The sequence below is a fragment of the Bifidobacterium mizhiense genome (genome assembly GCF_020884755.1).
GTDB lineage: Bacteria > Actinomycetota > Actinomycetes > Actinomycetales > Bifidobacteriaceae > Bombiscardovia > Bombiscardovia mizhiensis.
This window is the reverse complement of record NZ_BPWE01000004.1, coordinates 14,181-26,769: the sequence shown is the minus strand read 5'-3', so window position 1 is coordinate 26,769 and position 12,589 is coordinate 14,181. Positions and strand designations below refer to the sequence as shown.

The window sequence follows — 12,589 nt, the reverse complement described above, 5'->3', positions numbered from 1 at the left end:
CGCAACTGAGACATCGGGAGCAGGATCCGGCCCCCGACCCGCCGATCGATAGGAGGCCGCCATGGACAAGATCGCCGTGAAAGGACGCATCGTCGAACTCGACGGTGACGAGATGACCCGGGTCATCTGGAAAATGATCAAGGAACGGCTGATTCTGCCCTACCTGGACGTGGACCTGGACTATTACGACCTGGGCATCCGCAACAGGGACGCCACTGACGACAAGGTCACCGTACAGGCGGCACAGGCCATTCAGCGCGAGCACGTGGGCGTCAAGTGCGCCACCATTACCCCGGACGAGGCCCGGGTAAAGGAATTCGGCCTCAAGCGCATGTGGAAGTCGCCCAACGGTACCATCCGCAACATTCTTGGCGGAACCATCTTCCGCGAGCCCATCGTCATCGACAACATCCCCCGGCTGGTTCCCGGATGGTCCAAGCCCATCGTGGTGGCCCGCCATGCCTTCGGCGACCAATACCAGGCGACTGATTTCACTGTTCCCGGGCCGGGAAAGCTCAGCGTCGTCTTCACTCCTGAAGACGGGAGCGACCCGGTGACCCGAGAGGTGACCGTCTACCCAGGTCCTGGCGTGGCCCAGGTCCAGTTCAACCTCGACGACTCCATCCGCGACTTCGCGCGTTCCTGCTTCAACTACGCCCTGCAGAGGCACTATCCGGTCTACCTGAGCACCAAGAACACCATCCTCAAGGCCTATGACGGCCGGTTCAAGGACATTTTCGCCCAGGTCTACGAGCAGGAGTACCAGAGTCGGTTCGAACAAGAGGGGCTGACCTACCAGCATCGGCTGATCGACGACATGGTGGCCTCCTCGCTCAAGTGGCAGGGCGGCTATGTCTGGGCCTGCAAGAACTACGACGGCGATGTCCAGTCCGATGCAATTGCTCAGGGGTTCGGGTCCCTTGGTCTCATGACCTCCATGCTGATGACGGCCGATGGGCAGACCGTAGAGGCTGAGGCCGCCCATGGGACCGTGACCAGGCATTACCGGCGCTGGCTCAAGGGGGAAACCACCTCCACCAACCCGATCGCCTCCATTTTCGCCTGGACCGGCGGGCTCAAGCAGCGGGCGCGGCTGGATGACACCCCCAAGGTGGCCGAGTTCGCGCAAACACTGGAATCCGTGGTCATCGAGACCGTACGCTCCGGTCGCATGACCAAGGATCTTGCCAGCCTGGTGGGTCCTGATCAGCCTTGGCTGGACACCGAAGGGTTCATGGACGCCTTGGACCATGCTCTTGCCGAGCGTATGTCTTCAGGTGCTGCAGATGCCAGGGGACGCAAGGCGGCCAAGGCAGACTAGCAGATAAGACAACAACCCTCTCTCCTTGCCATTGCAGACGGTTATTGCAGGCGGTTACTCTCCACAGATCAGCCTTCGCTGTCAGTCCCACCGGCGAGGACCGTGTAAGCGAAACATCGGCCCTTCATACGCTCCTGCCCGAGAGCCCATAGAATGGTTGCTCGGGACCCGGCCAGAGTCGGGCTCTGTCGGAACGAAGGAGCGAACGTGAAGAAGACCGGCTTTGCACGGCATTTGTCCGGCTTGCTGGCCCTGCTGGCGAGTTTGGCCATGGTGGCATCGGCTGGTGCTTGCGGTGGTCCGGCCTTGGGCAGTGGGCAACAGTCTCCGAGCGCCCCACCGAGCCAGGGGGCCACTGCGGCCGCTGAGGTCCCCGGTCGGGTGGCCATTTTCACTCCCTCCGACGGCATCACCCTCTCCCAGCACACGCCCATCAACAAGTGGGCCGCGCTGGTTCCTGAGCTTAAGGCAGCACTGGCCAAGGAGCATCTTCCCAATAAACACATCGATGCCTACACCAGCGGGAACCTGGAGGATCAAAGCAAGGAGCTGCAGGATTACTTGGTCAACCGCCTTTCGGAGCGCAAGGCCGGAAAGACTTCAGAGCCGACCACACTGGTGGTGGCACCCATGACCTCGCCAGATTCCATTACCCGCCAGTATGGCGACTATATCAGCCAGCCATTGGATGCCGATGCCAAAGACAAGGCGCGCGCACGTCTGGTCTCTTCTCTGCGTCTGGCTGCGGGCGCGGGCATGCATGTGGTCCTGCTGGCCAACCAGGTGCCGGGCATCCAACCGGATTTGTTCGTGCAATTATCTGATGCACGGGCCATCGGTCAGATGCAGGCGGACAAGCTGGCCAGCAAACTTGAACTGGACAAGGCCAGCAAGGACAACCCCTGCCGCATCGAGATTCTGCTGCCGAACCGGACAGCTGACGCATCATCTGATGCATCCCCTGCTGACAAGGGTGTTGAAACCGTCCAGGCTGAGCAGGATTCCTTCCCCGCCCAGGCTTTCGCTGGAATCTGGCAGGTGCTGGGGCCCTACTTCAAGGATGGACGGGCTATCAGCCCCTCCGGGCTCCTGAAGGCAGACAGCACCGAAAAGGACTGGCAGGCGATCGCCTTTGATCCAGGCAAGGACGCTTCGGCTACCGGCAAAGAGCTGGCGACCCGCCTGGCCACGAACGATGACGCCAAGACCCACACCGAGGTGGACGGTATTCTGGCCATGAACGACTTCATTGTTTCCGGCGTGGTCTCTGAGCTCGGGGATTTGGGTTATCGGGGTTCTTCGGCGGACGTCAACCCTGAGATCTCAATATCAGGCATTGTGGGATCCATGGTCGGTCATCAGGATCTGCACCGGCAACGCGTGCCCAAACCCGCTCAGAGCCCTGCAACCCAGAATCCGACAGCGTCGCAGGCTGATCCTTCACAGACCACGGGCAGGACTCAGGATTCCACACCCTCGGACGACCATGCTGCCTGGCCCGTCATCAGTGGATACGGCGCCTACGTGGACAACATCCCTCAAATCGTGGACGGACGGCAGTGGATGACTGGTCTGGAGGACAGACTGGGTCTTGCGGCTGATATGGCCAAGGCCTGTGTCGGGCTCAACAGCCAGGGCAAGGTGCCAGCCATGGATACGATCCACACCGTCAACCAGGACGGCAAGCAACAGCGCCGCCTGTCAAGACCCTTGGTTGCGGTTTCGGCCTCCAACCTCAAGGCGGCTCTGATTGATACAGGCTACATCAAGCCAGCCGACGCGGGTCTCTGAGCATAGATCTTCTGCTCGATCTGGTCTTCATACCGCTTGAGAACCTCCTGGCGACGGGGCTTGTATGATGCGGTGAGCAGTCCATTTTCACGAGTGAAGTCCTGGTCCAGAACCAGATAGCGTCGGATTCCCTCGGCCCGGGAGACCTGCGCATTGGCCGCGTCTACCGCGCGATCGATCTCCGTGCGGATGATAGGGTTCTCCCCAGCCGAAGCGGCATCGTTCAAGGGTTCAGCGCCCTGGTCCCGCAACCACTTGTTGACCTCCTCGAGATTGAGGGTGATCAGGGCCGAAATGAAAGGCCTACGGTCCCCGATGACCATGCAATGGCTGATGATGGGCGAACGCTCAACGGCTGTTTCCAGCAACGACGGCGAGATGTTCTTGCCCCCTGCAGTGATGATGATCTCCTTGCGCCGACCGGTCAAACGAACGAACCCGTCTTCGTCCAGACTGCCCAGATCGCCGGTCAGCAGCCAACCGTCGCGAATCTGCCTCGTGGTGATTTCCGGATGGTTGTGGTAGCCCATGCAGACATCGGGGCCCTTGACACACAGCTGACCCTCCTGGTCGATGCCTACGGTGATGCCGGGCATGGGCAGGCCGATGGTGCCCAGCCTGTAGCCTTCGGTGGGGTTGACCGTCACCGGGCCCATGGTCTCGGTCATGCCGTAGCCCTCCAGCAGGGGCAGACCTATGCCGTTGAAGAAGTCCGCAATGTCCCTGTCCAGGGGGGCACCGCCCGAAATGGCATACCGGACCCGGCCGCCCAAGGCCTCCAGGATGGGGTCGTAAACGGTGCCTGTGTACATGAGGTGCTTGGTCTTCAGCGACATGGGAACCCGGCTTCCGGTCTGCTGATGACGGGACCACTGCCTGGCCACTCCTGCAGCATCCAGGAAAATCCTGCCCTTGGCACCTGTTCCGGCCCGCTGGGAGGCAGCGTTGTAAATCTTCTCGAAGATTCGCGGCACAGCCAGGATGAAAGTGGGCTTAAAGGTCTGCATGTCCTGCAACAGATTGCGGATGGACCCGGTAAGCCCCAGGGTGAGATCCGTGGCAATGGCGAAGAACTGCAGGCAGCGGGCGAAAGCATGGGCCAGGGGCAGGCAGAGCAGAAGCCGCTTGCCCTCACCCAGGCAGATGTCAGGGACTGCCTGAGTACCTGAACGGACAGTGAAGACGATGTTGCTATGGCTGAGTTCTATACCCTTGGGCTTACCCGTGGAGCCTGAGGTATAGACGATGGTGGCCAAGTCGGAACCCTGCACCGAGTCGGCACGGGCCTGGAAGTCTGCCTGGTCCACCGCCCGTCCGTAGGCGGTCATGGTGGTCAGCGCTCCCCTGGTGATCACATACAAGTCGTTCAGATAGGCACACTGGGAGCGAACCGCATCCACTCGGGCCCTCATATCGTCATCCTCCAGAAAGGCCATGCCGACATGGGAGTCGTTGAAGATGCGCCGAATCTGATCGGGAGAGTCGGTCTCGTAGACCGGCACCGTCACGGCTCCGATGGACAGGATGGCCATGTCCAGGGCAGTCCATTCCCATCGGGTGTGCGAGACGATAGCCACTGAATCCCCCCGGCCTACCCCCCGGGCCATAAGCCCCTTGGCCAGCGCGATCACACGGTCGCGAAACTCACGGGCCGTTATCGTACTCCACTCGCGTCCGCTCCGGTATTCGATCAAAGGATCGTCGCCCAGGCGCTCCACCCTGTCCTCAAGCAGGGAGAAGACACCGGCATCGGCGTCTATGGGCTTCTCAAGCGGACGCGTAAATTCTTCCTGCATGTTCTGCATGACCACTCCCTGCTGAAACGGCGTTATGCTTTACGATTCTAACCGCTCCCCCGGGCCGGCGATATACCTGGTCTGCTGACGCGCGAGTCTCGCAGGCGGACCACGCACTCCTATAGAGGCTTGAGACGAATGCGGTGCCGTCCGACTTTAGCGCCTGGATCCAGATAGTGATTGTGACCATCTTTCAGCCCCCAGTGCAGACAATCTTGATCACAGTGGTCAGAGACCCCATCTACTTTTCCCCAGACTGTGCCGGCCTGCAGCCGGGTTCCTGCCGGCAATGAGCTCTTCGCTGGCTCATAGGTGGAGGTCAGTTTGCCGTGACGAATGGAGACCACGTCCTTGCCTGCTACAGAACCGACAAAAGTGATGACACCACCTGCCGGGGCCCGGATGTGCCTGCCTTGTTGCACTACCAGATCGATTCCGCGATGACCACTCAGCCATGGATGATTCGGAGGATCGAAGGGACGCATAATCTCTGGGGCGGCCTTATCACCAGGCAAAGGTTCAAGGGGCCACAGCCAGCCCCGGCGACAGGCTGAGGTCGATGAGGTAACTCGACCGTTCTGCGCCGGAGCTGCAGCCGAAGGCAGGGTCGGCGCAGGCTGAGACGCGACGGTTGCCGTAGGCCCCGCGGTCGACAGGACCAGGGCCAGCGTCAGTGCCAGCAGCGACCTGGGAAACCAAGGGGGCCGACAGCCGGAAGGCATGATGGGCATCCGGCTGGTAAATCGCCCAATGCCCTTGTTCTTATGGTCACGCGCACAGGCCAAAGTCGCACCTTCATTCCGTCATTACGGATGCCCGGTTGGGCGTCCACCATCATGATGGACTGGATGCCAAAGCCATGTGAACCAGAAAGAGGCATGTGGTCAAATATGTAGTCTTCCACAGCTCGTCCGGCGAAAACCTAATGGTGATTGTTCCTACAAGAGCGCAAGGAATGCGAAAAAGACTTGTCAAAAGTGTTGACCGAACTTATACTTTGTAAACTGAGAATCCTTCTAATAAAATTAGGTAAAGGTTACACAAACTGTTATTGAATGCAGATGGGTTCCTACGTATATATCGTCTAATGTAAATATGCGAATAAGAAACTACTGCCAAGCTATTAAAAAGTTGGAGAACTAGAATCAGCAAAGCTCACAGATGTATAGGCCCAAAACGAATTCATCAGTAATTACTTCAACAAAAAATTACATTTCGTGCAATTGTTGAACCATAATTAAAGATCAAGCCGCTTCTGCCTAGTTTGTTGCGGATATTGCTTTAGTATGTTTTTCTGTGGGGAAAGCCAAGGTTGAATCTCTCTCAACGAGTCGGAAATCAGTCACAAAAGTCCGAGATTTGCCCTTGTACCCATTAATGCGCTCAATCAACATATCAATAGCATGCTCAACGTAATCATTTAGGTATGGATCGATGGTAGTCAGTGATGGAGTCGAGTAGGACGACTCCGGTACATCGTCGAATCCCACGACTTGAACATCTTCGGGAATGCGAATTCCCTCGTTCTGCAAACCATGCAAGGCACCCAGCGCCATGGCATCAGTCAGGCAAATAATCGCATCCGGGCGTATACCTTTGGACAACATTTGTGTCACAGCCTGTACGCCGCTAACTCCTTCCATCCAATCCTTGGGCAGAAGCATCTGCCAATCCACCGATAGCCCCCGCTCTTCGAAGGCCTCGATATATCCCCTAATTCTCAGTTCTTGCAGGCCTTCGGTAGCGCACATGTATTCATTGCGCGTCTTTGGCTTTTCCGGTGCACCGAAGACTGCTATATGACGACATCCCATATCGAGCAACCTGCCTGTGACATACCGAATGGCTCTCGTATTGGGCATAGTCACCCAGTCAACACGATCGTAGGAGTTGTAGTCACCGGCTAGAACAATCGGATAGGGCTGATCAAGGATGATACCTTCGTTCTTTAAAGGTTGGTCCGAAAAAAGCAGCCACCCATCTGCTGACAGCTTTGTAATTTCGTCCATGATGACAGGCAGACCTGATCCGTCCGACCCGTATGTACTAATCACTGTTCCATAACCGTGTTTTCGTGATATGTCTATGACTTTATCTGCCAAATAAGGGGCGAATGGCTGCGAAAAATCAAAAATTCCCAGACCTATGAGCTTGGTGGCACCCGTTTTTAATGAACGAGCCGATACATTGACCATATAGCCAAGTTCACGAATGGATTTCTGCACGCGTTGTCTGGTGGAATCACGCATACTGCCGGTACCGTTGATAACATTGGACACTGTTTTGATGGAAACACCAGAATGCCTGGCTACATCCTTGATAGTCACTCTGGTTGTCAATAGAGCCCCTTACCAGTCGGTAATTACATATATTCCGAATTCGCGCAACTCCACATAGTGGACTTATGCGAATTCGGAATATGTAACAACAATTCTGTTTTCAGTTTATCTCAACAAAGAACATACAGCCTAAATACCAGGTCCTTCCTTGAATCATGATTTAACAGATCCGGCCGTCAATCCTCCTACCCAGTACCTTTGCAGGAAGAGGAAAGCCAAGACCATGGGAATAATCGAGATGAAGGCTCCTGAAGTCACCAAATTCCATACCTGTTCTGATGCTGCTCCGGCCTGGGATTTTGTCTGCCATTGGGTCAGCCCGACCGTAATCGGGAACAACTTTGGATTAGTGAGAACAACCTGGGGCAGGAAGAAGTTGTTCCAAGCACCGACCACGGAAAGCAGAAAGACTGTAGTAATTGCTGGGGTCATAATGGGCAGAGAAACTTGTGTGAAAGTTCTCAATTCACCTGCCCCATCAACTCGAGCCGCCTCGATCATCTCATCGGGTAGGGATTGCATGCAGTAGATTCTCATCAAGTAAACACCCATTGGATTAAGCAGAGATGGCAAAAGCACAGCCCAAATGGTGTTGGTCATACCGATGTCAGACATCAGCAGGAACGTGGGTATCACCAAGGCCGTCGAAGGAATCATCAAAGCACCAAGAACAATGTTGAAATATAGATTTCGTCCACGGAATCTGAACTTGGAAAAACCATACCCGGCCATAACCGCCACTACTGTGGCACCAAATCCTCCTACAAGAGCGTAAAGGAAGGAGTTAAAAATCCAGCGCCAGTAAATGCCATCCTGATAGGTCGTAAGTTGACCGATGTTCTTCCACAGGTCGAAATCCTTATCGAACCACATAGAGCCGTGGGCGCCGAAGAACAATCCCGAATTCGACTTTGTGGAGGCAACGATCAACCACCATACAGGCAGGAGGAAATAGACCATTGCCAATATCAGTACTACATACACGAAAACGCTGGTATTACCCTGGATGCGCTTAGCACTTCTGCGAGTGCCACTTGTTCTTGTGGCTGACATGTCAGTCCTCCAATCCAGACTGATGACGAGTCAGTCTCATGAACAAAACGCTGAATATCACCACGACCAATCCCAGAGCAAACGAAACCGTGGCAGAGTAGTTGGTCTGGTTGTAGTTGAAAGCGAGAGCTTGCGCATACATATTGGGCGTATACTCGGGCGGTATGACTGTTGGCGCCTGATTGCGCAAAATGGTGGGTTCTGTATAGAACTGCAGGGTCCCGATAAGGGAGAAGATAGTCACCATGACCAATGATCCTGACACCATCGGCACCTTGATTCTTGTAGCAATCTTCAGTTCTGAAGCCCCATCTATTCTGGCTGACTCGTAGAGTTCATGCGGAATGGACTGCAAGGCCGAATACAAAATCACCATGTAGTACCCCGTCCATTGCCAAGTCACGACATTGACCAATGAACCAAAGATGCCGTTGGCGGTGAGGAAACCGGGAGTCTGCATTCCAAACAGCCCAAATATGGTAGTGAACGGACCCATATTCTTGGAGTACATAAATCCCCACATCAAGGCACCGATAACACCAGGAATTGCATAAGGCAGGAAAATAACCAGGCGAGAGACCGAGGCAAACTTGTTTTTAAAAGAGTCCAGGAGCAGAGCGAATATCAGGGCCAGACCCAATTGGATCGGAACCATGACGACGGTATAGAGAATGACGCGCCCCATGCCGACCAGAAATATCGAGTCAGTAAAAACGCGCTGATAATTGGCGAACCCCGAGAAGGACTCCCCTTTGACTTGAGTATAAGTAAACAACGATACATAGAATGCGTAAGCAAGCGGTATCACAAGAAACAGCAGAAAGATGACCCCAAAAGGAGCCGTGAAGAACCATCCCCACATTGCCCTACGACTGCTGCCGATATTGGCTTTCGTCTTTCTCGGCTTAACTATTGCGTTCGAAGCCATTTCAGAACCTCCTAAAAAGGAGGGATACCGATCACGACATCCCTCCAATTAAAATGAGCAGTCACTCTATAGTGAAACCTTGCTGCTTGGCATAATTGTTCAGCTTGGTTTCCAGAGCTTTCAGGGTCTCCTTGCAATCATTGCCTTTCTTGACAATTGCAGAGAAGGACTTGGTCTGTTCGTCATAGGCATAAGTCTGGAAGGGCAGGAACTCGTCACCTTTCCAAGCATTAGCCACTGGAATGGTGACTTCATTAGGCTTTTGGTTGCCCAAAAATGGCTCTTGCATGTTCTTGAAAGCATCCGATGCGAGCTGCTTCTTCCAAGATGGGAACAATGCACCATCGGTGACACCGATATGCTGTGCTGTATCTGAATCGAACAGATCGTGAGCAACGCTGGCCGCTGCTTTGGTGTCTTTTGCTTGATCAGTTACAGCCCAAGCGGATCCTCCCTGGTTGACCTGAGGCGTGGAGTCATCCCAAACCGGTGCCTTATAGATCCTGAAATTGCCGCTTGAAGAATTGTCCAAGCCCTTGATGTAACCAGTCAGCCAGGAAGCCTGAACATAGGCAGCATACTTGCCGGAAATCATATTGTTGTTCCAGTCAGTCGTGTTGGCGTCCGTCGTGTCGACAAGGCCCTCCTTGACCAGGTTCTGCCAGTACTCTAGAACCTTCTGCACACCTGGGGTATCCAACTTAATGCCTACCTTGTCAGGCGTCTTTGACGAATACTTGTAGACTTTCTCTCCCGCCTGAGCAAAGAGCGCAGGATTGACAGCGGTGCCGTTAGGAGCCCAATCGCTCAGGAATCCGTCGAAACCGGCAGCTTTAAGATCCTTGCCCGCCTGCTCGAATTCCTTCCAAGTGGTTGGAACTTTGACATGGTATTTATCGAAGATGTCCTGACGCACGTACATGACGAAGGGACCAAGATCGACAGGAACGCCATAAACGGAGTTGCCGCCGCCCATGCTGACGCTCTTCCAGGCGCCTTCCGTGTACTCCTGCTTGTGATCATTCATTCCATACTTGCTAAGGTCAACCAGGTGCTTCTGAGCCCCCGCAACGAATTGCGGCATCGCTTCATACTCAAGCTGGATGATGTCAGGACCGCCGGACTTGGCTTTTATAGCATTATTGAATTTGGTGTATTCAGGACTTCCCTGACCAGCGTTCGTCCAGCACACTTGGATGTCATCATGGTTCTCGTTATACTCATCGACTACTTTCTGAATGGCTGGATACCAGGCCCACACGGTGACCTTTTCCGCATTCGGCTTTTTAACCTTGTTCTGGCATTGTGCATTGGCATTCGCAGTTTTATCACTATGCTCAGCCTGACTTTCACTCTTGGCGTCTCCACCGCCGCCACAGGCAGCCATGGAAATCGCTAAGACTCCCGAGAGTGCCGCTGCAATGATTCTCACAGTTCTCCTCATTATTTCTCCTTTGAATATATGTGGAAACCAACAATTTGTAATTATCAATCTATGTGGATAGCCGTCCACGAAACCGGAGGAAGCATGATACTCAGTTTGCCGTTCTCAAAGGTAAAGTCCTTACGCGTCTGCAAACCGACACGCTCTGGATCCTCAAGCGTATTGCGAGCAGCAATATCTTCGTCATGGAGGCTCCGAACAACCACTTTGCCAGTTCTGTAGAGTCCGGAAAGATCGGAACGATACTCTACACTCCGATCAAGGCTGCGGTTGACAACGAAAACAGTCAGCGAGCCATCAGCTCCTCTTACCACAACAGAGTCCGTCATCGGCACATCGCCGTATTGGCTGGTTTCGCATCTGTCGGCATCTTCCTGAGAGGGCAGCACACTGCCACCCTTGGCATATTTGGCAGTCAGAGCAAACGGGAAGAAAATGGTTTGTCTCCAAGCAGGACCACCAGGTTCTGTCATGATTGGAGCAATGACATTGACCAATTGAGCCAGACTGGCGGAATGCACGACATCAGCATTTCTGAGCAGGGTGATGAGCAGATCGCCAAACACCACTGCGTCAGCAACTGAATAGATATCTTCCAGAAGTCTCGAACCCTGAGGCCAGTTACCTATACCTACTGGAGGCTTACTCGGCTCTGCATCCTGATACCAGACATTCCATTCATCGAAAGATATATAGACCTTGTGCTTACTCTTGAGTCTGCCACGAACCGCCGCTATGACTGAAGCCACATCGCGGATGAACCCATCCATATCGACACCGGAAGCCAAGAAGCTGGCCATATCGCGATTGTGCGGCTCATAATACGCATGGCAGGAAATGAAATTAATCTGATCGTAGGCTTCCTCCAGTACAGTACGTTCCCATTCACCGAAAGTAGGCATGCTGTGCGAAGAAGAGCCGCAGGCCACCAACTCTAGATCGGGGTCGACCATACGCATCGCCGTTGCAGTCTGAGTGACCAGTCTGGCGTATTCATGGGCGGTCTTGTGACCGATCTGCCAAGTACCATCCATCTCATTGCCTAAGCACCACATTCGAATTCCGAACGGCTGCTCACGACCATTGCGTCGGCGCATGTCAGATAAAGCCGTACCAGAAGGAATATTGGCGTATTCAAGTAGATCAAGGGCCTCTTGAATACCCCGTGTACCAAGATTGACAGCTTCCATGAGTTCGTTGCCGCCCAATTCATCCAGCCAATCCGCCATCTCATGAAGACCGAATTCATTGCTTTCGCCCGAATGCCAGGCCAGATCGATGCGCTTTGGACGTTCAGAGCGCGGCCCGACACCATCCTCCCAGCGATAGCCGGATACAAAGTTCCCGCCGGGATAGCGGATAGCAGTGACGCCAAGCTCCTTTACCAAATCAATGACATCCTGTCTAAATCCCGCCTTGTTTGCAGTCGGATGATCTGGTTCGTAGATGCCTGTATAGATACCACGACCCAAATGCTCAACAAACGAGCCGAAAACGCGTTCATTGATGGGGATGGACCTTGTCTGCGTGTCCAGAATCAGATGCGCTTTTCCAGGCTTTGATTGTTGCCGTTCTTCCATGGATCTGGTCTCCTTTCCCCTGCCTTTTATGTCCATCAGCAGTGCAGGGTTCTCTCTTTTGAGTACAACGTTGTTTTACCACGAAATATGCAGAAGAATCATTTCTTTGCCTCGCTTTTCTCCGTGCAACCCTGCACATCACTAAATACACTATACAACAAAAAGAAAGTGCAGAACCAACAAGACATACAACGTTGTTCTAACTCGCCTGAGAATACACGCGACACGCCATCCGATGCAACACGATGCCTAAGGGTCTGTTGGGTCTTTTGACTGCTATATCTATAGCTAAATCTCAAAGCCGACTATCTACACATTGGGTTAAAGGAAACACGTA

The 12,589-nt window shown here is 54.0% G+C and carries 9 protein-coding genes; 2 read left to right on the top strand and 7 right to left on the bottom strand.

Features of this window, described 5'->3' with window-relative positions; translation table 11 throughout:
• The first annotated feature begins 61 nt into the window (after positions 1-61).
• Both LPC22_RS06310 and LPC22_RS06305 read left to right on the top strand, forming a co-directional pair.
• Complete coding sequence (locus LPC22_RS06310) at positions 62-1,321, top strand: NADP-dependent isocitrate dehydrogenase (protein WP_229133178.1); 1,260 nt, start codon at positions 62-64, stop codon at positions 1,319-1,321.
• A gap of 270 nt (positions 1,322-1,591) precedes the next feature.
• Positions 1,592-3,112 carry a type 1 periplasmic-binding domain-containing protein gene (locus LPC22_RS06305; RefSeq protein ID WP_373312914.1) on the top strand — a complete coding sequence of 507 codons (1,521 nt, stop codon included), beginning with the start codon at positions 1,592-1,594 and terminating at the stop codon, positions 3,110-3,112.
• Here LPC22_RS06305 and LPC22_RS06300 read toward each other — a convergent pair.
• The 7 genes from LPC22_RS06300 to arfA form a co-directional block, all read right to left on the bottom strand.
• Positions 3,082-4,908, bottom strand: a complete 1,827-nt coding sequence (locus LPC22_RS06300; RefSeq protein ID WP_229133282.1) for an AMP-dependent synthetase/ligase — start codon at positions 4,906-4,908, stop codon at positions 3,082-3,084. The two genes, LPC22_RS06305 and LPC22_RS06300, sit on opposite strands and share 31 nt — an antisense overlap.
• 119 nt (positions 4,909-5,027) lie before the next feature.
• The gene (locus LPC22_RS06295) at positions 5,028-5,393 is read right to left on the bottom strand and encodes a M23 family metallopeptidase (RefSeq protein ID WP_229133176.1); all 366 of its coding nucleotides are present in this window, start codon (positions 5,391-5,393) and stop codon (positions 5,028-5,030) included.
• A 774-nt stretch (positions 5,394-6,167) separates the two neighbouring features.
• Positions 6,168-7,247 (bottom strand): LacI family DNA-binding transcriptional regulator, encoded by a 1,080-nt coding sequence (locus tag LPC22_RS06290; RefSeq protein WP_308443383.1) that lies wholly within the window; start codon positions 7,245-7,247, stop codon positions 6,168-6,170.
• 153 nt (positions 7,248-7,400) lie between these two features.
• Positions 7,401-8,300: a carbohydrate ABC transporter permease gene (locus LPC22_RS06285; protein ID WP_229133174.1), complete on the bottom strand. Its 900-nt coding sequence runs from the start codon at positions 8,298-8,300 to the stop codon at positions 7,401-7,403.
• A gap of 1 nt (position 8,301) precedes the next feature.
• Positions 8,302-9,228 (bottom strand): carbohydrate ABC transporter permease, encoded by a 927-nt coding sequence (locus LPC22_RS06280; protein WP_229133173.1) that lies wholly within the window; start codon positions 9,226-9,228, stop codon positions 8,302-8,304.
• Between the two features lie 61 nt (positions 9,229-9,289).
• Entirely contained in the window at positions 9,290-10,660 is a 1,371-nt protein-coding gene (locus LPC22_RS06275) for an ABC transporter substrate-binding protein (protein WP_229133172.1), read from the bottom strand.
• A gap of 56 nt (positions 10,661-10,716) precedes the next feature.
• A complete protein-coding gene (gene arfA / locus LPC22_RS06270; protein ID WP_229133171.1) occupies positions 10,717-12,252 on the bottom strand; it encodes an arabinosylfuranosidase ArfA in 1,536 nt (511 codons plus the stop codon).
• Between the last annotated feature and the right edge of the window lie 337 nt (positions 12,253-12,589).

Excerpts from the sequence above, each read along its gene's own strand:
- LPC22_RS06310 (WP_229133178.1), top strand. The coding sequence starts at position 62 with ATGGACAAGATCGCCGTGAAAGGACGCATCGTCGAACTCGACGGTGAC.
- LPC22_RS06305 (WP_373312914.1), top strand. The coding sequence starts at position 1,592 with ATGGTGGCATCGGCTGGTGCTTGCGGTGGTCCGGCCTTGGGCAGTGGG.
- LPC22_RS06300 (WP_229133282.1), bottom strand. The coding sequence starts at position 4,908 with ATGCAGGAAGAATTTACGCGTCCGCTTGAGAAGCCCATAGACGCCGAT.
- LPC22_RS06295 (WP_229133176.1), bottom strand. The coding sequence starts at position 5,393 with ATGCGTCCCTTCGATCCTCCGAATCATCCATGGCTGAGTGGTCATCGC.
- LPC22_RS06285 (WP_229133174.1), bottom strand. The coding sequence starts at position 8,300 with ATGTCAGCCACAAGAACAAGTGGCACTCGCAGAAGTGCTAAGCGCATC.
- LPC22_RS06280 (WP_229133173.1), bottom strand. The coding sequence starts at position 9,228 with ATGGCTTCGAACGCAATAGTTAAGCCGAGAAAGACGAAAGCCAATATC.
- arfA (WP_229133171.1), bottom strand. The coding sequence starts at position 12,252 with ATGGAAGAACGGCAACAATCAAAGCCTGGAAAAGCGCATCTGATTCTG.